Below are 26,577 nucleotides of genomic sequence, written 5' to 3'. Positions count from 1 at the left end.
CCTGGGAATTCGCCCCCGCTGCCGCACCGGTGCGGCCCCGACGCCCCACTACCCTGGAAGTCATGCAGAGACTGCTCGTCACCGGCGGGGCCGGCTTCATCGGTTCGAACTTCGTCCACCACGTCGTGGAGAACACCGAACACCACGTCACCGTGCTGGATGCGCTCACCTACGCCGGCAACCGCGCCTCCCTCGACGGTCTCCCCGCCGACCGGGTGACCTTCGTGCACGGCGACATCACCGATGCCGAGCTCGTGGACACGCTGTTCGCCGACGCCGACGCCGTCGTCCACTACGCGGCCGAGTCGCACAACGACAACTCGCTGCACAGCCCCCGTCCGTTCCTGGACACGAACATCGTCGGCACGTACACGCTGCTCGAAGCGGCCCGCAAGCACGACCGCCGGTTCCACCACATCTCCACGGACGAGGTCTACGGCGACCTCGAGCTCGACGACCCGGAGCGGTTCACCGAGAGCACCCCGTACAACCCCTCCTCCCCGTACTCGTCGACGAAGGCCGGATCCGATCTGCTCGTGCGCGCCTGGGTGCGCTCGTTCGGCGTGCGTGCGACGATCTCGAACTGCTCGAACAACTACGGCCCCTACCAGCACGTGGAGAAGTTCATCCCGCGTCAGATCACCAACGTGATCCGCGGCATCCGGCCCAAGCTCTACGGCGCCGGCGAGAACGTGCGCGACTGGATCCACGCGAACGATCACTCCTCCGCCGTGATGACGATCCTGGAGAAGGGCGCCATCGGCGAGACCTACCTGATCGGCGCCGACGGCGAGCGGAACAACAAGGACGTCGTCGAGCTCATCCTCGAGCAGATGGGCCAGCCCCGCGACGCCTACGACCACGTCACCGATCGCGCCGGGCACGACCTGCGCTACGCGATCGACTCGACCAAGCTCCGCACCGAGCTCGGCTGGGCCCCGCAGTACGCCGACTTCGAGTCCGGGCTCGCCGCGACCATCGACTGGTACCGGGCCAACGAGGCCTGGTGGGCGCCCTCGAAGGACGCCACCGAGGCCTTCTACGCCACCAAGGGACAGTGATGACCGTCGAGTTCGGCAAGCAGCTCCAGGTCGTCGAGACGCCCATCCCGGGCATGATCGTCCTCGAGCTGCCGGTGCACGGCGATGCGCGCGGATGGTTCAAGGAGAACTGGCAGCGCGAGAAGATGACCGCGCTCGGCCTCGCGGACTTCGGCCCGGTGCAGAACAACATCTCGTTCAACGACGCCGTCGGCACGACGCGCGGCATCCATGCGGAGCCCTGGGACAAGTGGGTCTCGGTCGCGACCGGACGCATCTTCGGCGCCTGGGTGGATCTGCGCGAGGGCGAGAGCTTCGGCACCGTCTTCACGATCGAGCTGGATCCTTCGCGTGCGATCTTCGTGCCGCGCGGGGTCGGCAACTCGTACCAGACGCTCGAACCGGACACGGCGTACACCTACCTCGTGAACGACCACTGGTCGCCGGACGCGAGCTACTCGTTCCTGAACCTCGCCGATGAGACGGCCGCGATCGACTGGCCGATCCCGCTCGCCGACGTCGAGATCTCCGAGAAGGACAAGAACCATCCGCGTCTCGCGGACGTCACCCCGATCGCGCCGCGCAAGATCCTCGTGGTGGGCGCGAACGGTCAGCTCGGCCTCGCCCTGCGCGCCGAACTCGGCGAGGCGGCGCACATCGAGTACGCGACGCGCGCGGATCTCGACCTGGCGGACGCGCAGCTCGGCACGGCGCGCCGCTGGCGCGACTACGGCACGATCATCAACGCCGGCGCCTACACGGCCGTCGACCTCGCGGAGACCCCCGAGGGTCGTCGCGACGCATGGACCGCCAACGCCGAGGGCCCTGCGCGCCTTGCCCGCATCGCGGCCGAGAACGGCATCACGCTCGTGCACGTGTCGAGCGACTACGTCTTCGACGGCACGGCCGACCGGCCCTATCGGGAGGACGACGCCCTGGCGCCGCTCGGGGTCTACGGTCAGTCCAAGGCCGCCGGCGACATCGCCGCGGCGACCGCCCCGCGGCACTACATCCTGCGCACGTCGTGGGTCATCGGCGAGGGCAAGAACTTCGTCCGCACGATGGCCTCGCTCGCCGAGCGCGGCATCGACCCGAAGGTCGTCGACGACCAGACCGGCCGCCTGACGTTCACGGATGACATCGCCCGGGCCATCGCGCACCTGCTGCGCACGGAGGCGCCGTACGGCGTCTACAACGTCACCGGGTCCGGCGAGCCCGCCACCTGGGCGGACATCGCGCGCAGCGTGTTCTCCGCGACCGGGCACGACCCCGCGCGGATCACCGGCGTGAGCACGGAGGAGTACTTCGCCTCCGCGAGCGCCCCCGTCTCGCCCCGGCCGCGCAACAGCGTCCTCGATCTGACGCGGATCACCGGCACCGGCTTCTCGCCGAGCGATCAGGACGCGGCGCTCGCTCGATACCTGAGCGCCTGAGACCGCGCCGGGCACCCGAGACCGCGCCGGCGCCGCCGCTCACCAGGAGCGTGCGGCGCCGGCGGCGTCCGAGGGCGGAGCGCGGAGGGGTCAGCCCACCGTGACGGAGAGGCAGCGGATCTCGACGTTCCCGCCGGCGCCGTTGTTGATCCCGTAGATGCACACATTGTGCGTGCCGGGCGTCGCGGTCATCTTCGCGGTGAAGCCGTGGTTCGTGCCGGTCCCCGGGTAGGCGGCGGCGACATCGGGGCGCGGTATGTCGGCCGTGAACGCGGCGCCGACGGAGTCCACGTACATGTGCACGGCGATCGGCGACGTCGTGTCAGGATCCAGCGCCCAGCCGCTCACCGTGATCGTGCCCGAGGAACTCGTGACCGCCTCGACGTTGCCGAACGGCACGCGACCGGCATCCACCGTCGGCGCCGACGGCACCGTGACCGAACGGCAGCCGAGCAGGACGTTCCCGCCGGCGCCGTTGTTGATCGCGTAGGCGCAGACGTTGTGCACGCCCGGGGTCGCGGAGACGCTGGCGGTGAATCCGTGGTTCGAGCCTGAGGCCGGATACGCGGCTCCGACGTCGCTCCGCGGCTGATTGGCGGTGTACGCCGCTCCCGCGGCATCGACGTAGACATGCACCGCGATCGGGTCGGCGGTGTCGGGATCGATCGCCCAGCCCGCCGCGGTGATCTTGCCGACGGTCGCGGAGGCGGCCTCGAAGTTCCCGAACGGCGGACGACCCTGATCCACGTTGCCGCCCGCAGTCACCGTCACGGTGCTGCACGCGAACTGCACGTTGCCGCCCACACCGGTGTTGATCCCGTAGACGCACACCGAATGGCTTCCCGGGCCGACCGCCACCGTGGTCGAGAAGCCGTGCTTCGTCCCGTACACCGCATAGGCCGCGGGGATCCCGCTGCGCGTCTGGTCCGCGGTGATCGGCTTGCCGACGCCGTCGACGTACACGTGCACGGGGATCGGATCCACGACATCGGGATCGAGGGCCCAGCCGCTGATCTGGAGGGAGCCGTTCGCCTGCTTGATCTCGTCCACGGCGCCGACCGGGCTGCCCACGAGCGGGGTGACCGTGCGGCATCCGAGGAGCACGTTGCTGCCCGGACCCTGGTTGATCGCATAGACGCAGACGTTCTGGTCGCCGGACGTGGTGACCGGCACCGTCGCGGAGTAGCCGTGCGCCGCTCCTCGGCCGGGATAGGCCGCCGCGACATCGGGGCGATTCGCGTCCGCCGTGACCGGGACGCCGGTCGCGCCCACGTAGACGTGCACCGCGATCGACGAGGTCGTATTGGGGTCGAGCGCCCAGCCCGCGACCGCGATCTGCCCCGGCTTGGCCTGCAGCAGCTCGATGTTGCCGAACGGGTTGTCCGCCGCGGGGTTGCTCTGCGTCGATCCGAACCAGTCGGTGAAGTAGTTGTAGAAGTTCCGGTTGCCGTACGCGGAGCAGCCGTCGCCCTCGCCGTACCCGGCCCGCAGAGCGGCGGGGTTGGGCTGATAGGGCGTGTAGTAGTAGAGCGCCGCCGTCGCCTTGTTGGCGATGTAGACCGGACCCGAGCCGCAGCCCTGGTTCGGGTTGTAGAGGATGTTCCAGGTGTTGCCGGGCGCGTACCAGGTGAACCAGCGGCCCTCCATGTAGATCTGCATCTGGCGCGCCGCGCCGTAGATCTGCTGGAAGAAGCCCACGTAGCTCGGGTCGCAGGGCGCGTCGTCGGGGCAGCCCTGCCCCAGGGCGCTGTCGTAGCGCCAGCCGCTCGGCCAGGTGTGCGTGACGAGGCCCTGCTCCTTCTGGAGCATGACGATGAGCACCTGGGGGTTGATGTTGCACGACTGCGAGACGCGGTAGATGATGCTCGCCGCGCTCTCGTTCGCCGTTCCGGAGTATCCGCTGCAGTACGCGTCGGCCGGCCGGTTCTGGGACGTGACGCGAAAGTCCTTGAGACAGGTGTAGCCGCTCTGGCAGCTCGGCACCTTCGCGTTGAAGAAGTTCTGGATCTGGTCCGCCGACATCGTCGACTTGCTCGTGAAGACCGCATCGCTGATGATGTTGCCCGCGTTCCACCCGTCGAGGGTCATCGGACGGACCGAGCTCGCGGCGGCCGGAGCGACGGCGGCGGGGGCGGCCGAGGCGGGTGCGGCGCCGGCGACCGCGGGCGTCAGCAGGGCGAGGACGACGGCGGCGATGACGAGCATGCCGGTCGTCCAGCGTCGGGGCGCATGAGCGCGCACGGGACCCGGGACATGTCCAGTCATGGTGATATTCTGCGGCCCCTCCTCCGGTTTTCCCGGCGGGACACGCACAGATCCGCGCAAGAGCGCGGGCCGAGCCGATCGTCAGAGCTCGGCGTGCAGCGTCCAGACGCGCTCCGCGGAGCTGTCCCACGCATAGGCGCGCGATCGATCCGCCGCGAGCACGGAGAGCCGTCGTGCTCCGTCCCCCGCCGCGTCGTGCACCGCGTCGGCGAATCCGTCGGGGCCGACGAGCACGCCCCCCTCGGCGAGCACGTCGCGATGCACCCCGCCGTCGGCGGCGATCACCGGCACGCCGAGGGCCAGCGCCTCGACCATCCGCCACGGCCAGGCCGCGACCTCGTCGGCGGCCGTGAACGCCAGCGCGCCCGCGAGCAGCGCGGCCCGGTCGGGCGTCTCGAGACGCGGGGAGACGTGCACGCGGGGAGCGGGGAGCCCGGCGGACGCGGCGGCCTCGGCGACGGCGGGCGCGGTCCCCTCGGGGGCGTCCCAGACGAACACGTCGGCATCGGCGGCGACCGCCGCGGCGAACACCGGTGTCAGTCCCTCCGCCCTCCCCGTCGCCACGAGATAGCGCGCCGGAGCCCCGAGCGCCGCCCGGCGCTCGGCCGCGTCGAGGGGGATCGAGAAGTCCTCGGCGGCCGCGCCGGGGATCACCCGGATCCGGTCCCCGAAGCGTCCCAGGTCGGCGATCCGCGCGGCCATCGCGTGCGTGGGCACGACGATGGCGTCGGCGTGGCGGACGGCACGTTTCAGCATGCCGCGCTGCCACAGCGCGCTCGCCCGCGGCACCTGCTCCGGCGACGTCCACGCGCGGAGGTCCCAGACGGTCGCCACGGTCTGGTCGTAGTCGTTGGCCCTGTCGTGCTTCACGAGCGGGGCGAACAGGGTCGGCGCATGGATCATGCCGCCGCCGACTCCGGCGACCATGCCGAGCTGCCAGGCGGCGGCGAGCTCTCGACGGGCGAGCCCGAGCCGGTGCACGGCGCCCACGCCGTCGGACCCGGCGTCGCCGCCGGACGGCACGATCGCCTCGATCTCGCAGCGGGGCGGGGCGGTCCTGGCGAGCGCGTGCATCAGGGAGCGCGACGCCTCGGCCTGATCGGCGTCCACGACGTCGTTCACCTGGTCGAGGACCACCCTGAGCACAGCCATGCCTCGACCCTATCCAGCCGCGGCCGGACCCCGTCCGAGGCGCTCCACGGCCCGCCCGATCAGCTCGTCGGGGTCGGCGACGGCTCCGGGTGCAGTGCCGCCTTCACCTTCGCGTGGATGTCGTTCCAGTCGGGCTCGAACTCGTCCACGCCGTTCGCCGGCGTGAGATCGATCGTGGTGAGCTTCTGCTGCTTCGCCTTCATCATCAGGTCGAAGAACTCGGGCAGCTTGTCCTGGGGCAGGTCGGTGTCGACCGCCGAGGTGCCGGCCGCCGCGATCTCGTTGAAGTGCGTGAGCACGTTCTGCGGGGTGAACTGCTTCAGCAGCGCGTCCTGCAGCTCGCGCTGACGGCGCATCCGGTCGAAGTCGCTCGTCGTGTACCGGGAACGGGCGTACCACTGCGCGGTGTCGCCGTTCATGTGCTGCTGACCGGCCTCGATCCAGCCCGTCGCCCACTCCTCGGCGTTGTCGGAGTTGCCCCACTCCGGGACGTTGCCCTCGGGGAGCCGCTCCTTGACGTCGATGTCGACGCCGCCGAGCGCATCGATGAGCTTCGCGAAGTCGTTCATGTCGAGGAACACGTAGTACGGGATCTTGATCCCCAGCACGCCCTCGGCCGCGTCCTTCGTGGCCTCGACCGCAGGACGGGACCCGTTCTTGGTTGCCTCGGGATACAGCGAGGGACCGGTGTGGCACGTCTCGACGGCGTTGGTGAGCTGGTTGATGCCGCTCCCCCAGCCGCACTCCTCGTCGTCGTGCGCCTGCAGTCCGTCGGGGTACAGATCGTGCATCGGGCCCGGCGCGAACGGCACGTGCGGCATGTCGCGGGGGATGCCGAAGATGGTGGTCTTGCCCGTCTCGGCGTTCACGGACACCACGGAGATGCTGTCGTAGCGCATGGAGTCGCGCCCCAGCCCGCTGTCCGCGCCGAGCAGCAGGACGTTGTAGTAGCCGTCGCTGGGCGGCAGGCTCGGGCCGCCCGATCCGAACAGGGTGCTGATCGCGTTGCGGCTGGAGCCGACGATGTTCGCGGCCGTGGCGGTGGCGCTCCCGCACAGGGCCAGGACGAGCACCGCCACGAGCGGGATCGCGATCCTCGCGTAGTTCTTGGTGCGCACGAGCCGGACCAGACGCAGGGCGTCGAAGGTCAGCACCACCCACAGCACGATGTACGCGAAGCAGAGGACCTGGATGAGGGTCAGCACGAGCCAGCTCACCCAGCCTCCGCCCACCGTCAGCCACAACAGGGCCTGACGCCAGAGCAGGGCGGTCAGCGCGGCCACGACGACGAGCGTCCACATGAGCAGCGTGGCGCCGAGACCGAACCGGCCCAGGCGCCGGTTGCCGGCGAGCACCTGCGCGGAGCCGGGGACCAGCACGTTGAGCGCCACGAGCCACCAGCCCCGGCGGGTCATGACCTCGGGCGAGCCGAAGTCGGGGTCGCGCATCGGCCGCGTGCGGATCAGTCCGGCGCTCGACGCGGAGACGGCGCCGGGCCGGGACAGGAGCTGGGTCACAGGCTGTCCTTCAGCCGCCGGTTCTTCTCCTCGACCTGCGCCTCGAGGTCGCGGGCGTAGGACTCGATCCGATCGGCGAGGGCCGGATCCGCGGTGCCGAGGATCCGGGCCGCGAGGATGCCGGCGTTGCGCGCACCGCCGATCGAGACGGTGGCGACGGGGATCCCCGCGGGCATCTGCACGATCGAGAGGAGCGAGTCCATGCCGTCGAGATAGGCGAGCGGGACGGGGACGCCGATCACGGGCAGCGCCGTCACGGAGGCGAGCATGCCCGGGAGATGGGCCGCTCCCCCGGCACCGGCGATGATGACCTTCAGCCCGCGCTCGCGCGCCTCGGTGCCGTAGCGGTGCAGCTTCTCCGGCGTGCGGTGCGCGGACACGACCTCGACCTCATGCGGGATGCCGAACTCGGTCAGCGCTTCGGAGGCGGCGCTCATCACGCGCCAGTCGGAGTCGGAGCCCATCACGACGCCGACGAGGGGCGCGGCCGATGCGTGCAGTGTCCCAGTCACCCGTACAGGCTACGGGCGACGGCTGGGAGAACCCCGCTGCGGCGCGCCCCGAGGGCGGACTGCGCTCAGGCGAATGCGGCGGCGGCGGCGCGCGCCTCGGCGAGCACGGCGTCGAGATCGGCTCCGTTCGCGTTCACGTGCCCGACCTTGCGGCCGGGACGCGGCGCCTTGCCGTAGGTGTGCACCTTCGCGTTCGGGCTCGCCGCGAGGGCGGCGGGGACGCGATCGAGCGTCCCGGCATCGGCGGGACCGCCGAGGATGTTGATCATCACAGACCAGTCCGCGTGCGGGGTCGTGTCCCCGAGCGGAAGATCGGCGACCGCGCGCAGGTGCTGCTCGAACTGACCGGTGACGGCGCCGTCCTGACTCCAGTGGCCGCTGTTGTGCGGTCGCATCGCGAGCTCGTTCACGAGGATGCGGCCGTCGTCGGTCTGGAACAGCTCGAGCGCGAGCATGCCGGTGACGTCGAGCCCTTCGGCGATCTCGCGGCCGATGCGCGCCGCCTCGGCGAGGTGCTCGGCGTCGACACCGGGAGCCGGTGCGATCACCTCGGCGCAGACCCCGCCCTTCTGCACGGTCTCCACGACCGGATACGACACCGACGCGCCACCGGGACGGCGGGCGACCTGCTGGGCGAGCTCGCGCACGAACGGCACGAGCTCCTCGACGAGCAGCGCGTCGCCGTCACCGAGAGCGGAGAACCAGTCCGCCGCCTCCTCGGCCGCGGACACCACCCGCACGCCCTTGCCGTCGTAGCCTCCGCGCGGGGTCTTCACCACGCCGCGCCCGCCGTGCGCGTCCAGGAACTCCTGCAGCTGCGCCGTGTCGGCCACCCGCGCCCAGTCCGGCTGCGGGGCCCCGAGCTCGGCGAGGCGCGCGCGCATGTCGAGCTTGTCCTGGGCGAAGCGCAGGGCGTCGGGCCCGGGATGCACGGCCACGCCGTCGGCGACGAGCGCGCGCAGCACGTCCTGCGGCACGTGCTCGTGGTCGAAGGTGATGACGTCCACGTCGCGGGCGAAGCGGCGCACCGTCTCGAGGTCGCGGTAGTCCCCCACCGCGGTCGCCGCCAGCTGCGCGGACATGCCCTCGTCCTCCGCGAGCACGCGGATCTCGATACCCAGCTCGACCGCCGGAGCGATCATCATCCGCGCCAGCTGTCCGCCGCCGATCACACCCACACGCAACGCCATCGGTTCTCCATTCCTCGGGATCCATTCTTCCGTACGCGCGGAGCAGGATCCCTCGCTGCCTGGGCCCCCGGTCAGGCGCCGAAGCTCGCGGCCTGGGCGTCGCGGTGCGCGAGGATCTGCCCGACCTCGACCTGGTCGGCCAGCGTCTCCTGCACGAGCGCGACGTTCGGAACGTCGCGCAGACGCAGCGGGGCGTCCACGCCGTTCGAGAGCAGGATCGTCCCGGCGCCCACCAGGCGCTGCAGCGGCCCCCGGCGCACCGTGATCGTGTAGCCGCGGGCGTGCGACATCTCGGTGCTGTTGCGGGATCCGATGCCGTCGCGCACGATGACCCGCCGCGTCGTGATCGAGACCCGACGGGAGAGCCAGACGAAGAACGGCACCAGGACGAGCAGCAGCACCACCGCCCCCGCGGCCGCCCACAGCATCCAGTCCTTGGCCCAGCCGGCGACCGGCGCCGGCAGGTTCCCGGTGAAGTACCCCGTGGCGCCGGCGACCGCGATGAGCACGAGGGCGGACCAGAACAGGTGCCGCGCGTGCGGATGGAACCGCGCGATCAGCCGTTCCTCCGCCGGCACGCCGGGCGGCGGCGTCAGGGGCCGCCCGCTCAGACTCACCGGTTGCGTCACGCGTCCATTCTGACCCGTGCCGCCCCCATCCGCGCGGCCCGCGGAGGGTGTGTCCGGACGGGGCCCTACACCACCAGGGCGATCGCGACGCCGTCCCACCCCTTGATGCCGACCGTCTGCAGCGCGGTCGCGTCGAAGCGCGGATCCCGCCCGAGCATCTCGAGCCCCGCGCGGGTGCCCCGCACCTTCGAGTCCGAGGAGCCGGGGTCCACGATGTCGCCGTCCCGGCCGATGTTGTCCAGGAGGACCACCGTGCCGGCACGCCCGAGGCGCGCCGCCCAGTCCAGGTAGAGGGTGTTCGACTCCTTGTCCGCGTCGATGAAGACGAGATCGAACGGACCCGGATCCGCGAGGGACGGCAGCACGTCCGCCGCCCTGCCGACCAGGATCTCGACGCGGTCGCCGACGCCCGCCGCGTCGATGCTCGCCCGCGCGACCGCGGCGTTCGCGGGCTCGGCCTCGATCGTGACGACCCTTCCGCCGTCGCCGACCGCGTTCGCCATCCAGATCGTGGAGTAGCCGCCCAGCGTGCCGATCTCCAGGACCCGGCGCGCCCCGCTGATCCGCACCAGCAGGTTCAGCAGCTTGCCGCTCACCGGGGCGACCTCGATCGCCGGCATCCCGGCGTGCTGCTGCGCGGCGAGCGCCGCCTCGAGAGCGGGGTCATGGCCGACCAGGGTATCGGCGAGGTAGTCGTCGGCGGCGCGCCAGTTCACGGGAGTCGGTTCGGCCATGCGCCCAGCTTCTCCGCTTCCGGCGCGCGGATCAAGGGCGCGGACCGGCGGGCGGCTCCCCCGGTGCTCCGCCCGCCTCCGGCGAGGCCGGCGCGGAGGGATCCGCGCCGATCGGCGGAAGGGTCGAAGGCAGAGTCCGCGGCCGGTCCGCGGCGAGCGCCGGCTGCCGGCGGAACTGCCCGGCGAGGATCAGCACGACGATGACCGCCGCGCCCACGATCCAGCCCGAGACGCCGAGAGGGAGCACGAGAGCCGGATCCGGCTTCGAGCCCGCCGCGAAGAACCAGAGGTACATCCCCGCCGACGCGTTGAAGGAGCCGTGCGCGAACACCGCCGGCCAGATCGACGCGGAGCGCAGCCGCAGCCAGCCGAACAGCACGCCGAGCACGATGCAGCCGCCGGTCATCAGCAGCACGCCGCCGAGGTCGACACGACCGAAGTTGTAGCCGAGCAGGATGATCGGCGCGTGCCAGAGCCCCCAGATCACGCCGCTGATCAGGAGCGCGGGCCACGTGCCCCAGCGCCGCAGCGCGGGAACGAGGAACCCGCGCCAGCCGAGCTCCTCGCCGAACGCGGCGATCGCGTTGACAGTGGCCGCGGCGATCGGGATGCTCGCCGCCTGTGCGGCGATCAGGACGGCCGTGGGCGGCAGCGGCGTGCCGGCGGGGACCTTCTCGGCGATGAGAGCGGCGAACCCCGAGAAGCCGACGAGATCGACCGTCAGCCATCCGCAGAGCACCGCCACCGCCGTCGACGCCAGGACCAGCAGCGGCGGCACGAGCAGGCCGATCACGACCATCCCGACGACGCGTCCCGCGGGCCGCAGCGGCCAGAGTCCGAGGAACCGGAGCCTGCGGCCCTTCGGAACCGGGCGGAACACCGCCAGGACGATCAGCGCGGCGGCCGCGGGCGTGTACATCATGACGGTCATGAGCGGCACGGCGTACGGCTCGCGCAGTCCGTCGCCGAGCCAGAGCGGCAGCACGACCAGCCAGGCCAGCCCGCACGCCAGCACGATGTAGGCGACGATCGCGCCTGCGCCGAGGCGCACCGGCTGCTCGACCGTGCTCTGCGCGCCGTCGCCCGTCGTCATGCGTTCCTCCGTCACGATCCTGCGCTCCCCTCGCGACCCGCCGGCGCCGGAGCCCGCCCCAGGTACGCCTGCAGCACCGCCGCACCGACGGCGGCGCCGTCGACCGTCACGACCAGGGGCCGCTTGTCACGGCGTTCGACCTCGATCGCCGGGCCCCGGCGCAGCACGATGCCGGTGCGCCCGTCGAGGCCGAGGCGCCATCCGAAGCCGCCGAACTCGCCGAACGGGTTGCACTCCACCGCGCGCACCGAGACGATCTCGTCCAGCGGGACGTGCACGCGCGGGAACCCGATCTGCGAACGCACCGAAAGTCCGTCCGGTCCCACGCGCACCCGGAACGATGCGGAGGACGCGAAGGCGCCGCCGATGAGCAGCAGGGTGAGCAGCGGCACCCACATCCGGTCGGTGAAGCGCAGCGCCATGAACGCGGTGACCCCGACCACGACCACCATCAGGGCCGAGATGAGGATCACCGCCAGCCGGGACAGACTCGCCGTGGCGAGCCAGACGACCCGTTCTCCGCCGGCGATCCCGTCGATGTGCGCAGGCTGGAGCGGGGCGGCAGGAGCCGGGTGGATGTGCGGCTGCACCAGCCAGCCGACCCCGATGAGCACGACGAACACCGCGAAGGCGACGACCATGTGCCAGCCGACGTCCGGCACCTGCGAGGCATCCGCGACGCCGCGCTGCACCCCGACGGCGCTGAGGCTGATGACGGCGCTGAGGCCGGAGATCCCCAGCGCCAGGGCGGCGAGCAGCCGTGCCGCACCGCCCCAGTGGTCGCGCACGCCGAGCACCGTCACGATCGTGAGGACGGCGGGCAGGACGAAGCCCAGCAGCACGCTCATCCACGCGAACGTCGCCGGGGGGCCGAAGCCGTCGGCACCGGACGGTCCCCAGTGCGTGACCGCGGGCGAGGGCAGTTCGGGCAGCCACGACAGCACGAGTGCGAGCACGACCCCCGAGAGGACCAGGGGCACCGCGACGCCCACGACGAGGGCGATCAGCCGCGCCCGGCGCAGGTCCCGCGCGGGGATCGCCGTCACCTCGCGCTCCGTGGGTCTCGAGCGATCGTTCGTCATGTCGTCTTTCCTTCCTGCCGCTGCGATTCGTCCGCCGCTACCGGTCCGCGGCCGCGGATCCCTGAGCCGCGATCAGCGCCGCGAGGGTCGCCGGGGTGAGGCCGAGCGCGGCACCGCGCCGGACCAGCGCCGCGATGTCGTCGGCGATCTCCGCGAGCGGGGCCGCCGTGGCCGACAGCACGGCGCCGCGACCGCGGCGGAGGTCCACCAGCCCCTCGTCGCGCAGCTCCTGATAGGCGCGCAGCACCGTGTGCACGTTCACGTCGATCGCCGAGGCCACGTCGCGTGCAGCGGGAAGCCGGTCGCCCGGGCGCAGCCTTCCGGCGAGGACCTCGGAGCGCACCGAGGCGGCGATCTGCTCGAACAGCGGGCGCCCGCTGTCCGAATCCATCCGGATCAGCATGTCGCCCTCCCTCGCCTGCCCATCCTCGCCTATTGGCATTATTCTATGGCAACTAGATTAATTGTGGAAGCAATTGTGGAAGAGATCCAGGCGATTCCCCGTCGACGCGACCGCGCGGTGAGACTGGAGGCATGCGCATCACACCCCGTCGCCTGGCCATCGGCATGAGCCTGTGGATCCCCAACCTCTTCAGCGGCATCAGGGTCCGCCGCTTCAGCCCGGACTGGACCGGCGCCACCGTCGAGCTGCACGTGAACCTCTTCACCCGCAACTACGTGAAGACCGCGTTCGGCGGATCGATGCAGGCGATGACCGATCCGTACTTCTTCATGCTCGTGATGCATCAGCTCGGCCGCGACTACGTGGTGTGGGACACCCGCGGCGAGATCGAGTTCGTCAAGCCGGGACGCGGCGTGCTCACCGCGCGCTTCGACGTGCCGGCGCACCGGGTCGACGACATCCGCGCCCGCGCCGAGGGCGGTGCGAAGGTGCTCGAGTGGTTCGAGACCGAGATCACCGACCGCTCGGGCGCCGTGGTGGCCCGGGTGCGGCGCGAGGTGTACGTGCGGGAGAAGAAGCGCGTCACCGCCGCCCGGGCGTGACCCCGCGCAGGCTCGAGGCGCGCTCGACCAGGGTCGGCGCGAGGCGCACGGTGTCCCGCGAAAGGGACGTGCCGGAGACCAGGCCGAGCGCGAGCTCCAGCGCGGCGCGCCCGCTCTCCTCGAACGGCTGCCGCACGGTCGTGAGACCGAGCCCCTCGGCCAGCTCCCCGTCGTCGTAGCCGATCACGGGCATCCTCTCGCCCTCCGGCCGGGCGCGCTGGAGGTCGAGCAGGGCCGCCGCGAACCGGTCGTGATTCGCCACGATCGCGGTGGCGCCGGCGTCCCGCGCGGCACGCAGGATCCGCTGGTCGATCCCGGACGGCCCGTCCACCGCCGCCGACACCACCCCGACGTGCCGCTGCAGCCCTTCGATCCGCAGCATCCCCGCCGAGACATAGGCCGGCGAGCGCTGCGGCTCATGCACGAACAGCGCCGTGCGATGGCCGAGCTCGACGAGGTGACGGCCGATCTGCTCGCCTCCGTCCCGATCGTCGACGAGGACGACCGGGCCGCCGACGTGGCCCTTCGCGGGGACGACGTCGACATGGACGACGGGGATCCTCGCCGCCCTGCTCGCGCGGCGGGCCGCTCCGCCGAGGGGCACGCCCATCACGATGAGGCCCGACGCGTCGGTGCGCGCCGGCAGCACATCGAGCAGCGGTTCGTCCGCCGCGGCCGCCGAGTCGAGGTCGTAGGGGATGATGTCGACCGCGACATCGCGCGCAAGCCTCAGCATCCCGGCGAGTCGACGCAGGTAGGACGGGTAGCTCGTGAAGGGCGCCGCGACCGCGATGCGGGCGGCCCCCACGCGGCGCCCCTGCGTCATCCGGTAGCCGAGCGCGGTGGCGGCCGCGACGATGCGCTCGCGCGTCTCCGGTCGCACCCGGTGCGGTGCGCTCACCGCCAGCGAGACCGTCGAGATGCTCACCCCCGCGCGCGCGGCGACGTCGTAGATCGTGACCCGTCCGGGACGTGCACGCATGACTCGGATCCCCTCTTCATCGAAGTTCTTCGATTGCTCAGACTAGTCCGCAGCCCGTCGAAGGAGATGACCGATGCCGCGAGGCTCCCGCTACCGCCGTCCGATGCTCGACCGCGCCGTCGCCGCGCACGAAGCCGAGATCGCGCCCTTCCTCGCTCCCGAGCCGAGCGACCCCGCGGGACGCCGCCGCGTCGCGGGCGAGAACGACACCGCGGTCAGCGCGGCCCTCGGGGTCTCGCCCCGGGACAGCGCCACGGCGGAGCACACCGTGCCCGTCTCGGACCACCCCGACGTGCGGGTGCGCGTCTACTGGCCCGGGCCTGAGCCGACTCCGCCGGGCTCAGGGCTGCCGATCCTGGTGTACTTCTACGGCGGAGGCTTCACGATCGCCGGGATCGACTGGGTCTCCTGGGACGCGCGGTTCCGCGAGCGGGCGCACGACGCCGGGATCGTCATCGTGGCCGCGGACTACGCCCACGCACCCGAGCAGCGCTTCCCCGCGCAGCCCGAGCAGTGCTGGAGCGCGTTCGAATGGGCGTTCGCGCATGCGGAGGAACTGGGGGGCTCCGCCGACCGGCTCGCCGTGGGCGGCGCATCCTCGGGAGGCGATCTGGCAGCGGCGGTGACGCTCCTCAACCGCGACCGCGCGGCGCGTCCGGTCGTGCTGCAGCTGCTGGAGAACCCGGCCCTCGACCTCACCATCGGACATGCCGACGCGCGCGGCGTCAGCGCAGGGATGCCCGGCGTCATCGTGCGCAAGGCCGGCCGGATGCTGGTGCGCCAGTACATCGGCGACGACCCGAAGGCGGCCCGCAACCCGTACGCCTCGCCGCTGCTCGCCGACTCCCACGCCGACCTTCCCCCGGCGCTCATCATCACCTCCGAGCTCGATCCGCTCCGCGGCGACGGCGAGGCGTACGCCAGGGCGCTCTCCGACGCCGGAGTCGACGTCACGGCCGTGCGGTTCGTCGGTCAGACGCACGGCTCCCTCGGCGCGACGGGCTCCGTCCCCTCCGCGGACGTCGCCCACCGCCTCATCGTGACCGAGCTGCGCCGGCTGCGCGCGGACTCATGAGCACCGCCGACCCGCTCGCGCTCGACGCGCCCGTGCGAACCTGGCTCCGCCGGATCGACGAGATCATCGCCGACCTCCCCGAGCACGGCTCGCCCGACCCGGCTGCCCATCGTCGGGCGGCCTGGATCCTGAGCGATCTGCTGGCCGCCGAGTTCACCGATCCCGCTCCTCCGGGGATCGAGGCGGACGAACTGCGGCTGGCCGGCCCCGACGGGCCGCTCCGCGCCCGGCGGTTCCGCCCTGCCGCCGCACCAGGTCCTCTCCCGACCATGCTGTGGCTGCACGGAGGCGGCTGGGTGGCGGGCACGATCGACGAGCTGCTCAACGAGCGCACGACCGCGGACCGCGCCCTGCGCTCCGGCGTGCAGATCGTGGCGCTCGAGTACCGCCTCGCGCCGGAGCACCCGTTCCCGGCGCCCGTCGACGACGCCGTCGCCTCCCTCGCCGCCCTGCGTGCGCGGGCGAGCGAGCTGGGGGTCGACCCGGAGCGTCTCGGCATCGGCGGCAACTCCGCCGGAGCCACGATCGCGGCGTCCGCCGCCCTCCGGGAGCGGGACGCGGGCCGGCGGCTGCATCATCAGGCGCTCGAGGTGCTGCCCGCCACGCTGCGCCCGCTCGGCGGTCCGTCGGATCCGCGGCGTCGCGCCTCCGGCATGGACGGCGCGGAGCACCTGGCCGAGATCTACCGCGCGGGCGCGCCGCTGGCGGACTGCTCTCCCCTCGACGCCGCGGACCATCGCGGCCTCGCCCCCGCGCTGATCCTCGCCGCCGAGCTCGATCCGCTCCGCGACGGAGCGATCGCCTATGCCCGCACTCTGGAGGAGGCCGGAGTCCCGGTGGCCCTCCGCGTCGGTGCCGGGCACGTCCACGGCTCCCCCGGGCTCACCGCCTGGCGGGGCGCCCGAGACTGGCGCGACGTGTTCGTCGCCGAGATCGCCGCCGCCTACGCGTCCGAACGTCCGCATCACCCGACGCCCGACCCGAGAGGGAGACGATGATGTCCGCCCATGCCGCAGAACCCGTGATCCCCGTCCCGCCCGCCCCGGCGCCCGGCGCCGACGGCGTGCCCGGCGAGCGCCAGACCTGGTGGTTCTGGGTCGCGTTCGTCCTCACCTGGCTCGCGACCGGCATCGCCCAGGGTGTCGCCGGCGTCGCCGTGCCGCAGCTCCTCAAGGAGTGGGACCCCGACCAGGCGACCGGGAACCTCAGCATCGTGCTGACCGCGGGCGGCGCGGCGATCCTCGTCACCACCCCGATCTTCGGACGCCTCAGCGACCGCTCCCTCTCCCGCCTCGGCATCCGGCGCCCGTGGATCGCCGCCGGAGTGCTCCTGGCCGCGATCGGCTACCTCCTGCAGGCGTTCGCGCCCTCGCTCCTCCCGCTGGGTGCGGGTGCCGTGCTCGTGCTGATCGGGTGGGGCGCCGTGTCGATGACGATCCACACGCTCTTCGCCGACCAGATCCGGCGCCGCATCCGCGCGATCATGTCGGCCGTCACGGGCGCCGCGACCACGGTCGGCATCTTCGGCGGCGTCGCCCTGGCCGGCGCCGTCGCGGGCACGGGACAGGTCGGCATGTTCCTCATCCCCGGCGGCATCGCCGTCGTGCTCGCGATCACCCTCTTCTTCGCGCTGCGCGATCTGCACCGCACGGTTCCCGCTCCCCCGCTCGACTGGCGCGCGGTGATCGAGACCTTCTGGCTGAGCCCGCGCCGCTACCCGGACTTCGCGTGGGCCTGGGTCTGCCGCTTCTTCATGACCGCCTCGATCGTGTCGGTGACGAGCTACCTCTACCTCACGATCTCCAGCCGTTTCGGCATCGACGACCCGGCGCAGATCGCCGCCGTCCAGACCCAGGCGACCGCGGCGTTCACGATCATGAACCTCCTGCTGGCCTTCGTCTTCGGCGTGATCTCCGATCGCACGGGGCGCCGCAAGCCGACGGTCGTGATCGGGGCGCTGGCGAGCGCGGTCGGACTCGTCGTCGCCGTCTCGGTCGGGGACGTCACGGTCTTCCTCATCGGGATCGGGATCGTCGGCGCCGGTCAGGGCGCCTACATCGCCGCCGACGTCGCACTCATGACGGAGTGCCTGCCCTCGATGGAGGACGCGGGCAAGGACCTCGGCATCGTGGCGCTCGCCTACCTGCTGCCGGGCATCCTGGTACCGGTGTTCGCGTTCTTCGTGACGCGCATCGGCTCGCCCACGGGGGAGAACTTCGTCGCGCTCTACGCCGGCGCGGTCGTGATGGCGCTGTTCGCCGCCTTCGCCGTGACCCGGGTCAAGGCCGTGCGATGACCGCGGGCGATCGGCTCCCCTGGACGGCACGCGCCGAGTACCGCCGGCTGTGCGCGGCCCCCGACATGCCGCCGCAGACCCGCAGCGGCGTGCAACGGGTCTCCGGCATCGCGGTGCCGGCGGACGACGGCGTCGCGCTGCTCACGGATCACTGGGCCGCGGAGGACGCGGGCCCGCACACGGTGCTCATCCGCACGCCCTACGACCGCGACGGCGTCGCCGCGGTGGCGCGCTTCCTCGCCGAGCGCGGGCATCACGTGGTGGTGCAGAGCTGTCGCGGCACCTTCGGGTCCGGGGGCCGCTTCCGGCCCCTGCACGACGAGGTGGCCGACGGCCAGGCGACGCTGCGCTGGCTGCGCGCGCAGCCCTGGGCGACCGGCCTCGTGCACTCCTGGGGCGGCAGCTACTTCGGGGTGACGCAATGGGCCTACTGCGACGGCGAGCTGCAGCCCGACGCCATGGGCATCGCGGTGTCGGCCCGTCGCTTCGACGAGGCGATCCTCTATCTCGGTCGCGGCTTCTCGATCGACACCCCGCTCGCCTGGGCGTACGCGCTCGGGGTCCAGGAACGCCGGTTGCCGGCGCGCCTGTGGAGACTGCTGCGGGCGCGCGGAGCCCTCGCACGCGGAGCGCGGACCGTGCCGCCGTCCGAGGCCGTGCCCGCGGCTCTCGGCGACGACCCGCGGTTCTTCCGCGACTGGGTCGAGCACAGCGATCCCGGAGACCCGTGGTGGGATCCGCTGCACTTCGCCTCCGATCCCGCAGCGGTGCCTCCCGTGACTCTGCTGGCCGGATGGCAGGATCTCTTCCTCGTCGGCCAGCTCCAGGACCACGCCGCGCTGCAGAGCGCCGGCGTGCGCACGCGGCTGATCGTGGGCGACTGGATCCACGGTGCTCCCGAGATCACGGAGATCGGGGTGCGCGAGGCGCTGCGGGCGCTCGGGGGCGAGCCGGAGACGGCTTCGGTGCGCGTCGAGATCAGCGGGGGCGGCGGATGGAGGGACCTGCCCGCCTGGCCGCCGGCGAGCACGCCGCATCCTCTGGAGCTGACGGCGGACGGCCGGCTCCTCGCCTCGGGGACCGCCCACGAGGCCGGCGCTCTGACCTCCCGCTACGACCCCGCCGATCCCACCCCCGACGCCGGCGGTCGCACGCTCAACCCGTTCAGCGCCGGGCGCCGGGATCAGCGTCGCCGCGAGGGCCGCGACGACGTGCTGCTGTTCACGGGCGAACCGCTCACCGCGCCCCTGCTCGTGATGGGCTCGCCCGAGATCGGGCTCACGCTCGCCTCCACGAACCCGCGCGTCGACGTCTTCGTGCGCCTGTGCGAGCTCGACGAGCGGGCAGATCCCGCACCGTCACCGACGGCTACCTGCGACTCCCCCCACCGGCAGCGGCAGGCGAGCCGCGCGAGGTCCGTATCGTGCTCGCGCCGATCGCCCATCGCTTCGCCGCAGGCGGCCGCCTCCGCGTGCAGGTGTCGTGGGGCGCGCACCCCCTGCATCTGCGCAACCCGGGGACGTCGGACCCGGTGCGCGATCACTCGCGCCTCGTGGCCAGCACGCAGACGCTCTTCCTCGGCGGCGCGACGCCCGCCGTGCTCGCCCTGCCGCTCCCCGACGACGCGGCACCCGCCGTTCACCCGGGCGTGCCACGATGACGGGATGCCCCTCGCCCGACGCCTGACGCTCGCCGACGCGGTCGCGATCGGTCTCGGATCCATGATCGGCGCGGGGGTGTTCACCGTGTGGGGTCCCGCCGTCGGGGCGGCCGGATCCGGCCTGTTCGTCGCACTGCTGCTGGCCGGGGTCGTGGCGTTCTGCAACGCGACGTCCTCGGCGCGTCTCGCCGCCGCGCATCCGGTCTCGGGAGGCGCCTACGCCTACGGCCGCGCCGAGCTGGGGCCGTGGTGGGGCTTCGTCGCCGGCTGGTGCTTCGTGATCGGCAAGCTCGCGAGCTGCGCGGCGATGGCGATGACGGTCGCCGCCTACGTCGCGCCGACCGCGTGGCAGCGGCCTGTCGCGATCGGCGTGGTCGCGCTGCTCACCGCGGTCACCTGCTTCGGCGTCACGCGCACCGCGCGCCTCACCCAGGCGCTCGTCGCCGTGACCCTGCTGGGACTCGTCGTCGTGCTCGCGGCGGCAGGGGCGTCGCCGCCCTCGAGCGCTCCTGCGCCGCTCCCCGTCGGCACCGCCTACGGCGTCCTGCAGGCCGCGGGACTGCTCTTCTTCGCGTTCGCCGGCTACGCGCGCATCGCGACCATGGGCGAGGAGGTGCGCGACCCCGCGCGCACCATTCCTCGCGCCATCGGGATCGCGCTCTCCGCCGTGCTCGTCGTGTACGTGCTGGTCGGCGCGGCGGTCGTGCTGACCCTGGGCGGTGCCGCGACGACGTCGGCCGCACCGCTCGTCGGGGTGGTCGACGTCGCCGGATGGCACGCCGCCGCGCCCGCGATCCGGGTCGCGGCAGCCGCCGCGGCGACCGGCGCGCTGCTGGCCCTGCTGTCGGGCATCGGACGCACGTCGCTCGCGATGGCGCGGGAGCGCGATCTGCCGTCCGCTCTGGCCGCGATCGACCGCCGTCACCACGTCCCGCGCCGCGCCCAGCTGGCGGCGGGCGCTGTCGTGGTCGCCGTCGTCGCCGTCGCCGACCTGCGCGGCGCGATCGGCTTCTCCTCCTTCGGCGTGCTGCTGTACTACCTCGTCGCGAACCTCAGCGCCGCGGCCCGCTCCCGCGCGGTGCCTCCGGCGTCGCGACCACCGCGCGCCGCTTGGCTCGTCCCGGTCGCGGGCGCCATCGGCTGTGTCGCCCTCGCGGCGACGCTCCCGCCGCTCTCCGTGCTGATCGGCGTCGCCGTGGTCGCGGCCGGCGTCGCCCTCCGCGGGATCAGGATCGCCCGGGATCGGCGCCGGCGCGATACGACGACGCCGTGATGCCCAGCACCGCCCGGAAGTCGTTCGCCAGGTGGGCCTGGTCGGCGTAGCCGAGCTCGGCCGCGACGGTCGCCAGATCCGCGTCAGGATCGGTGCGGATCCGCTCCGCCGCCTCCTGCAGCCGGCGCCGACGGATGATCGCGGCCGGCGAGAGGCCGACGTGCCGGTGGGCCATGCGCTGCAGGGTGCGCACGGAGACGGCCAGCCGGGCAGCGGCCTGCTCCGGCGTGCGCACCGACGCATCGGAGATCAGCAGCTCGGACATCGCGTTCGCGTGCCGCGCGGGCGCCGTGACCTCCCCGACGCGCTCCCGCAGCCACGTGCACAGCACCGCGACCGCGCGCTCCCGATGCCCCTCCCCCGTCGCCATCGCGCGGGCGACCGCATCCGGCAGCCCCGGCGCGGGGAATCGCTCGACCCGGTCGAGCAGCGCGGACGGCGCATCGGTCAGCGCCGCCACGGCGGCCGGCCGCAGCAGTGCGCCGACGGCCCAGCCCCGGCCCGCCAGGTCCCGGGAGCTGACCCGCGTCGTCGCCCCCGACAGCACGGCGCCGCCCGCCTCGACCACGAGATTGAGCGCCGGGAACGAGACGAGCTCCTGCCGCGACGAGCGCCCCGGTTCGATGTCCCACTCCGGGATCCAGCACCACTGCACGAGCTCCGCGGCAGCGGCCGGCGGCGGCAGCCGGTGGAACTGCGGCAGGCGCGCCGGATAGAGCACGCCCCGCGTCGGATCGACCATTCCTCGAGCGTAGGAGGCGGAGCCGACATCCGGGCGGAGGCCGGATCGGGCGGCGGACACCGTGGCGCGAATCTCCAAGCGCCGTCGCGGAGCGCCGTTCTAGCCTCGACCCATGAGCGAAGAGACCTCCCCCACAGGCGCCCTCGGCGCCACCGGCCGCTACACCACGAACGGACGGCCGAACTCGGCGACGTCCCTCACCCCCTTCCTGGCGATCCCCGACGCCCGCAGCGCGATCGCGTTCTACCGGGACGTCTTCGGCGCCCGCGTCGTCGATGTGACCGAGTTCGGCGGCGTGGTCGCGCACGCCGACCTCGACTTCGGGCTCGGGATGCTCCAACTCGGCGATCCCAACCCCGAGTACGGGCTCGTCGCGGCACCCGGCGGCGACTCCGACTGCTATTCGATGGGGCTCTACGTCTCCGACGTGGACTCCGTCGTCGAACGCGCCGTGGCCGCGGGATCCACCGTGCGGGAGGCGCCGTCGACGTTCGTCTCGGGCGACCGCTACGCGAGCATCCGCGACCCGTTCGGGGTGCGGTGGTCGATCATGACCCGGGTCGAGGACCTCTCCGAGGAGGAGAGCGCCGCGCGCGTGGCGGAGTGGGCCGCGTCGTTCAGCGCGACGGAGGGCTGAGCAGCTCCTCGACCGTGTCGGGGAACCGGGCGGCCGAGGTCAGCGCCTCCTCGGCCGCCGCCACCACCGCCGGGAGCAGCGCCTCGGCGGTGCGGCGGTAGCCGAGGGCGCTCGGGTGGAAGCGGTCCAGGCTGAACATCTCCTCCGGCTGGTCGAAGAACATCGCCCCGACCGCCCGTCGCAGATCCACCGCGGTCGCGCCGTGCTCGATCGCCGCCTGCGCCTGCGCCGCGGCCAGGCGCCGCGACATCCGCGACGCGATCGAGCGCAGCGGCTGCGGCACGGGACGCAGCGCCCCCAGATCCGGGCAGGTGCCCACCACGACGCCGGCGCCGAGAGCGTGCAGCCAGCCGATCGCGTCCTCCAGGTGCTGCACCGAGAGCGACACCGGGATGCGGTGCGTCACGTCGTTCCCGCCGACCACCACGACGGCGACATGCGGCAGATAGTCCGTCTCGAGCGCGGCCAGCTGGGCGTCCAGATCGGTCGACTCGGATCCGACGATCGCCGCCGTCCGCAGCCGCACCGGGCGCCGCAGTCGTCGCGCGAGCCCCTTCGCCAGCCGGCCGCCGAGTGTGTCCTTGCGCCGCGGTGCGCCGAGTCCGGCCGCCAGGGAGTCGCCGAGCAGGAGGAGCTCCACGGGCTCGCCGGCCAGCCGGCGCCGCCACACCCGATCCGCATCGACGGCGTCCTCGCCGAGCGGCTTGCCGATCCGCCTCCGCGCGATGCGCGCCTGGCGGCCCAGCGCGAGACGGGCCGCCACGGCGGCGCCCGCGATCGCGAGCCCGGCCGCGCCGAGCACGCCCGTGGAGAGCCTCAGGGACCGGGTCCGACGACGGTCGACAGCGTCCATACGCCGATCAGACCGCATCAGGGTGAACGCCGCGTTACGCCGCGGCGGATCCTCGGGGGCGGCGAGCCGGCCGGCCGGACGGTCAGTTCAGCGGCTTGACCTCGAGCGCCTCCGGAGCCTCGCCCGCGCGCACCGGGGCGAACCCGGTGTAGCCGTCGGCGGCGGCCCGCTCCAGCAGGGCCTTGAGGTTCTTCGTGCGCCGTTCCAGCCGCACCCGCGCTCCGCCGGCGATGAGGGCCGCCTTGTGGGCGACGAGCTCCGCCACCGGGACGTCGGCATCGTGCACCAGCACCACCGCCTGCGCCGCCGCGTCGTCCGCCGACTCGAGCAGGTCGACGATGCGCTCGAAGCCGATCGAGAAGCCGACCGCGGGCACCTGCTGGCCGAGGAAGCGTCCGATCATGCCGTCGTAGCGACCGCCGCCGCCCAGCGAATAGGAGACGGAGGGGTGTGCGAGCTCCATGATCGTGCCCGTGTAGTAGCCCATGCCGCGCACGAGGAACGGGTCGAACTGCAGCGGGATCGGGTCGATCCCCTCCGCGGCGGGCCGCGCCGCGGCGACCGCCTCACCCAGTCCCACGAGGTGCGCGACGAGGTCGTCCGGGGCGTTCTCCGGCAGCGCCTTGCGGATCTGCCGCTCGCCGTAGGGGTTGTACTCGAGCGTCTGCGGACGGTGCAGGAACGCCTCGAAGGCGTCCACTGCCGCGGCGGTGGCGCCGCGCTCGCGCAGCTCGGCGACGATGCCGTCGGGGCCGATCTTGTCGAGCTTGTCGATCGTGATGAGCACGCCGGGGCGCTCGTCCTCCGCGAAGCCGAACGCGTCCAGCATCCAGTCCAGCGCACGGCGGTCGTTCACGCGCACCATGCCCCCGGTGAGGCCGAGGGCGTCGATCGTGTCGAGCGACGCGACGATGAGCTCGGCCTCGGCGCGCGCCGAGTCGTCGCCGATGATGTCGATGTCGCACTGCACGAACTGGCGGTACCGGCCCTTCTGCGGGCGCTCGGCGCGCCACACCGGACCGATCTGGATCGAGCGGAACACCCCGGGCAGCTGGCCGCGGTTCGTCGCGTAGAAGCGGGCGAGCGGCACGGTCAGGTCGTAGCGCAGACCGAGGTCGCTGAGCGCGGCCGGGTCCTCCGCCGCGGCGGTGATGGCCTCGGCGTCGAGACCGCGGCGCAGGATGTTGAAGGAGAGCTTCTCGTTGTCGCCGCCGATGCCGGCGTGCAGACGGTCGTACTCCTCGACGACGGGCGTCTCGATCTCGTCGAACCCGTGCGCGCGGTAGCGCTCGCGGATGACGGCGAGCACGCGCTCACGACGGGCCTTGTCGGCGGGGAGGAAGTCGCGCATCCCGCGCGGAGGATTGACCGTTGCCACGGATCCATTCTTCCAGGTCCGTCAGGGCGTCTCCGATCCCTCCGCGGCGCGCACCTCGTCCTCGAGGATCCTGACCCGCTCCCGCAGGGCGCGCTCGGCGTCCCAGCCGTGCGTGCGGGCCGCCACGACCAGGGCCAGCAGCTGGTCGCCCAGCTCGGCTTCGCTGAGCGCAGCGGGCTCCGCAGGAGGCGCGGGCGTCGGACCGACGATCGCCGGCGGCGGGTCCTCCTGAGCCGGCGCGGGCGGCTCTTCGGCGACCTCCACGCCCGCCTTCGCCGCGCGGCCCAGGATCTTCTGCGCACGGGACAGCGCGGGCATCCCCGGCGGGATCCCGTCGAGCACGCTGCGGCGATCGCGCTTCTCGGCGGCCTTCGCGGCGTTCCAGTGCACGAGGACCTCCTCCGGCGTGCGCGCGATCGCGTCGCCGAACACGTGCGGGTGACGCCGGGTCATCTTCTCGGCGAGCGTCCGGGCCACATCGTCGATGTCGAACGGATCCTCCGGATCCTGCGCCGCGATCGCCGCATGGAACAGCACCTGCCAGAGCAGGTCGCCGAGCTCCTCGCGGAGCTCCGCGCGGTCGTCCCGCTCCACGGCGTCGATGAGCTCCGCCGACTCCTCCACGAGGTACGGCACGAGCTCCCGGTGCGTCATGGCCTGCGACCAGACGCACCTCTCCCGCACCTGCCGCATGACCTCGGCGGCGGCGCGGAGCGGATCGGCCTGCTGCGGGAAGTCGGGGTCAGCGCTCACTCCAGGGCTCCTCTTCGTCGTCCTCGTCCTGCTCCTCCTCGGCGTCGCCGGCGGCCCGGTGCGCCCTCGCGCGCCACGACACCAGCACCGCGGCGATCACCAGCGCGATCACGGATCCGAGCAGCACGGCGAGGATCGCCTCGTCGCGCACGTCGGGGTGCGCCGCGAAGGCGAGATTGGCGAGCAGCAGCGAGACCGTGAACCCGATGCCGCCGAGCGCTCCGGCCGCGAGCAGATCCGGGAAGCGGATCGCGGGCGGGGTCCCGGGCGGACGGATCCGCTGGGCGACGAGACCGAACAGCGAGACGCCGAGCAGCTTGCCCACCGGCAGCGCGACCAGGATCGCGAAGAACGCCGGGGACAGCGCCTCCACCGGGACCTGCGGGATCACCACGAACGCCGCCACGAACGCGAACAGCGGCAGCACCAGCCCGTTCACCCACGGCTCCAGGACGTGCCGGGTGCGATCCGAGGCGCGGGGCGCCATCACGAGGCCGAGCATGACGCCGGCGATCGTGGCGTGCACGCCGGAGGCGGCGAACAGCCCCCACGCGACGATCCCGACGACCACCATGAGGACGATCAGCACCGGCCGCGACCACCCGTCCCGCCGCAGCAGGCGGCTCAGCACCGCGAACACGACGACCGCGACGAGCCCCAGCGCCAGCAGCACGAGGTCCAGGCCGTGCGCGAACAGCACCGCGATGAAGACGATCCCGACGATGTCGTCGAGGATGGCGAGCGCGAGCAGGAAGGCCCGCACGGCCGACGGCAGTCCTCGCCCGAAGACGGCGAGCACCCCGAGGGCGAAGGCGATGTCGGTCGCGGTGGGGATGGGCCACCCAGTGGCGCTCGGCCCGCTGCCCGCGATGAGCAGGTACAGCGCGATGGGCACGAGGATCCCGCCGGCCGCGGCGATCGCCGGCTGGATCGCGGCGCGCAGGCTGTTGAGCTCGCCGCGGGTGAGCTCGTACTGCAGCTCGAGCGCGACGACGAAGAAGAAGATCGCGAGCACCCCGTCGGACACCCAGTGCGCGACGGACAGATCGAGCCCGGTACCGGGCACGGCCAGGTGCGCATCGAGGATCCCGGCGACCGTGTCGTGCGTCGGGAGGTTGGCCAGCAGCAGCCCGAGGCCCGCGGACGCGAGCAGCAGGATCGCAGGGAACTGGGCGGATCTCAGAAGGCGGCTCGAGCGACTCATCCGTTCCACCGTATCGCGCCCGCCGTGCCGTCACGAGGGAGAGAGGAGACGGATGGCATACCTCTCGGCGCG

Annotated in this window: 24 protein-coding genes and 1 pseudogene; 9 read left to right on the top strand and 16 right to left on the bottom strand. The window is 72.8% G+C overall.

Features of this window, described 5'->3' with window-relative positions; all coding sequences use genetic code 11:
* Nucleotides 1-62: 62 nt before the first annotated feature.
* Nucleotides 63-1,061, top strand: a complete 999-nt coding sequence (gene rfbB, locus WFJ17_RS05170) for a dTDP-glucose 4,6-dehydratase (protein WP_292881358.1) — start codon at nt 63-65, stop codon at nt 1,059-1,061.
* Nucleotides 1,061-2,473, top strand: a complete 1,413-nt coding sequence (gene rfbD, locus WFJ17_RS05165) for a dTDP-4-dehydrorhamnose reductase (protein ID WP_336647847.1) — start codon at nt 1,061-1,063, stop codon at nt 2,471-2,473. The genes rfbB and rfbD overlap by 1 nt, the downstream gene beginning before the upstream one ends.
* Before the next feature lie 90 nt (nt 2,474-2,563).
* On the opposite strand, the gene WFJ17_RS05160 is transcribed toward rfbD, so the two are convergent.
* From WFJ17_RS05160 to WFJ17_RS05115, 10 genes are all read right to left on the bottom strand, one after another.
* Entirely contained in the window at nt 2,564-4,738 is a 2,175-nt protein-coding gene (locus WFJ17_RS05160; protein ID WP_251445115.1) for a hypothetical protein, read from the bottom strand.
* 81 nt (nt 4,739-4,819) lie between these two features.
* A complete protein-coding gene (locus WFJ17_RS05155) occupies nt 4,820-5,890 on the bottom strand; it encodes a glycosyltransferase (RefSeq protein ID WP_251445118.1) in 1,071 nt (356 codons plus the stop codon).
* 59 nt (nt 5,891-5,949) lie between these two features.
* Nucleotides 5,950-7,407, bottom strand: a complete 1,458-nt coding sequence (locus WFJ17_RS05150) for an LCP family glycopolymer transferase (protein ID WP_442927963.1) — start codon at nt 7,405-7,407, stop codon at nt 5,950-5,952.
* On the bottom strand, nt 7,404-7,871 hold the full coding sequence (purE, locus tag WFJ17_RS05145; protein WP_251445406.1) for a 5-(carboxyamino)imidazole ribonucleotide mutase: 468 nt from the start codon (nt 7,869-7,871) through the stop codon (nt 7,404-7,406). The genes WFJ17_RS05150 and purE overlap by 4 nt, the downstream gene beginning before the upstream one ends.
* Before the next feature lie 113 nt (nt 7,872-7,984).
* Nucleotides 7,985-9,109 carry a 5-(carboxyamino)imidazole ribonucleotide synthase gene (locus WFJ17_RS05140; RefSeq protein WP_336647846.1) on the bottom strand — a complete coding sequence of 375 codons (1,125 nt, stop codon included), beginning with the start codon at nt 9,107-9,109 and terminating at the stop codon, nt 7,985-7,987.
* 71 nt (nt 9,110-9,180) lie between these two features.
* Complete coding sequence (locus WFJ17_RS05135; protein ID WP_292881373.1) at nt 9,181-9,738, bottom strand: PH domain-containing protein; 558 nt, start codon at nt 9,736-9,738, stop codon at nt 9,181-9,183.
* Nucleotides 9,739-9,803: 65 nt separating this feature from the next.
* Nucleotides 9,804-10,472 carry an O-methyltransferase gene (locus WFJ17_RS05130; RefSeq protein ID WP_336647845.1) on the bottom strand — a complete coding sequence of 223 codons (669 nt, stop codon included), beginning with the start codon at nt 10,470-10,472 and terminating at the stop codon, nt 9,804-9,806.
* Between the two features lie 31 nt (nt 10,473-10,503).
* Nucleotides 10,504-11,565, bottom strand: a complete 1,062-nt coding sequence (locus tag WFJ17_RS05125) for a CPBP family intramembrane glutamic endopeptidase (protein ID WP_336647844.1) — start codon at nt 11,563-11,565, stop codon at nt 10,504-10,506.
* A gap of 11 nt (nt 11,566-11,576) precedes the next feature.
* Nucleotides 11,577-12,647: a DUF1648 domain-containing protein gene (locus WFJ17_RS05120; RefSeq protein WP_251445133.1), complete on the bottom strand. Its 1,071-nt coding sequence runs from the start codon at nt 12,645-12,647 to the stop codon at nt 11,577-11,579.
* 37 nt (nt 12,648-12,684) lie between these two features.
* On the bottom strand, nt 12,685-13,050 hold the full coding sequence (locus tag WFJ17_RS05115; RefSeq protein WP_251445135.1) for a GntR family transcriptional regulator: 366 nt from the start codon (nt 13,048-13,050) through the stop codon (nt 12,685-12,687).
* 131 nt (nt 13,051-13,181) lie between these two features.
* Between WFJ17_RS05115 and WFJ17_RS05110 the strand changes: the two genes are divergently transcribed.
* A complete protein-coding gene (locus WFJ17_RS05110; protein WP_292881388.1) occupies nt 13,182-13,652 on the top strand; it encodes a DUF4442 domain-containing protein in 471 nt (156 codons plus the stop codon).
* Here WFJ17_RS05110 and WFJ17_RS05105 read toward each other — a convergent pair.
* A complete protein-coding gene (locus tag WFJ17_RS05105; RefSeq protein WP_251445141.1) occupies nt 13,633-14,634 on the bottom strand; it encodes a LacI family DNA-binding transcriptional regulator in 1,002 nt (333 codons plus the stop codon). The genes WFJ17_RS05110 and WFJ17_RS05105 overlap by 20 nt on opposite strands.
* A 73-nt stretch (nt 14,635-14,707) precedes the next feature.
* Here WFJ17_RS05105 and WFJ17_RS05100 point away from each other — a divergent pair, with 73 nt between their 5' ends.
* The 5 genes and pseudogenes from WFJ17_RS05100 to WFJ17_RS18690 all read left to right on the top strand — a co-directional run bounded on the left by WFJ17_RS05100 (nt 14,708) and on the right by WFJ17_RS18690 (nt 20,938).
* Nucleotides 14,708-15,709, top strand: coding sequence for an alpha/beta hydrolase (locus WFJ17_RS05100; RefSeq protein ID WP_336647842.1), 1,002 nt, complete (start codon nt 14,708-14,710; stop codon nt 15,707-15,709).
* Nucleotides 15,706-16,707, top strand: a complete 1,002-nt coding sequence (locus WFJ17_RS05095; RefSeq protein WP_336647841.1) for an alpha/beta hydrolase fold domain-containing protein — start codon at nt 15,706-15,708, stop codon at nt 16,705-16,707. The genes WFJ17_RS05100 and WFJ17_RS05095 overlap by 4 nt, the downstream gene beginning before the upstream one ends.
* Nucleotides 16,707-18,005, top strand: coding sequence for an MFS transporter (locus tag WFJ17_RS05090; protein ID WP_295035230.1), 1,299 nt, complete (start codon nt 16,707-16,709; stop codon nt 18,003-18,005). The genes WFJ17_RS05095 and WFJ17_RS05090 overlap by 1 nt, the downstream gene beginning before the upstream one ends.
* Nucleotides 18,002-19,665, top strand: a pseudogene (locus tag WFJ17_RS18695) (CocE/NonD family hydrolase). The gene WFJ17_RS05090 and the pseudogene WFJ17_RS18695 overlap by 4 nt, the downstream one beginning before the upstream one ends.
* Nucleotides 19,666-19,669: 4 nt before the next feature.
* Nucleotides 19,670-20,938: an APC family permease gene (locus tag WFJ17_RS18690; protein ID WP_442927962.1), complete on the top strand. Its 1,269-nt coding sequence runs from the start codon at nt 19,670-19,672 to the stop codon at nt 20,936-20,938.
* On the opposite strand, the gene WFJ17_RS05080 is transcribed toward WFJ17_RS18690, so the two are convergent.
* On the bottom strand, nt 20,892-21,680 hold the full coding sequence (locus WFJ17_RS05080) for a helix-turn-helix domain-containing protein (RefSeq protein WP_251445156.1): 789 nt from the start codon (nt 21,678-21,680) through the stop codon (nt 20,892-20,894). The two genes, WFJ17_RS18690 and WFJ17_RS05080, sit on opposite strands and share 47 nt — an antisense overlap.
* A gap of 112 nt (nt 21,681-21,792) precedes the next feature.
* Here WFJ17_RS05080 and WFJ17_RS05075 point away from each other — a divergent pair, with 112 nt between their 5' ends.
* Nucleotides 21,793-22,317, top strand: a complete 525-nt coding sequence (locus tag WFJ17_RS05075; RefSeq protein WP_251445159.1) for a VOC family protein — start codon at nt 21,793-21,795, stop codon at nt 22,315-22,317.
* Here WFJ17_RS05075 and WFJ17_RS05070 read toward each other — a convergent pair.
* The 4 genes from WFJ17_RS05070 to nhaA form a co-directional block, all read right to left on the bottom strand.
* Nucleotides 22,298-23,170: an SGNH/GDSL hydrolase family protein gene (locus tag WFJ17_RS05070; protein WP_251445162.1), complete on the bottom strand. Its 873-nt coding sequence runs from the start codon at nt 23,168-23,170 to the stop codon at nt 22,298-22,300. The two genes, WFJ17_RS05075 and WFJ17_RS05070, sit on opposite strands and share 20 nt — an antisense overlap.
* Nucleotides 23,171-23,252: 82 nt before the next feature.
* Nucleotides 23,253-24,521: a histidine--tRNA ligase gene (locus WFJ17_RS05065; protein ID WP_336648176.1), complete on the bottom strand. Its 1,269-nt coding sequence runs from the start codon at nt 24,519-24,521 to the stop codon at nt 23,253-23,255.
* Between the two features lie 48 nt (nt 24,522-24,569).
* Nucleotides 24,570-25,241, bottom strand: coding sequence for a MazG family protein (locus WFJ17_RS05060; protein WP_336648175.1), 672 nt, complete (start codon nt 25,239-25,241; stop codon nt 24,570-24,572).
* A gap of 49 nt (nt 25,242-25,290) precedes the next feature.
* Nucleotides 25,291-26,505, bottom strand: a complete 1,215-nt coding sequence (gene nhaA / locus WFJ17_RS05055) for a Na+/H+ antiporter NhaA (protein WP_251445168.1) — start codon at nt 26,503-26,505, stop codon at nt 25,291-25,293.
* Nucleotides 26,506-26,577 lie beyond the last annotated feature (72 nt).

It is taken from the genome of Microbacterium sp. MMO-10 (assembly GCF_037148715.1).
Taxonomy (GTDB): domain Bacteria; phylum Actinomycetota; class Actinomycetes; order Actinomycetales; family Microbacteriaceae; genus Microbacterium.
Note: the sequence above shows the minus strand (reverse complement) of the source record. Positions and strands in the feature narration are given on the sequence as shown.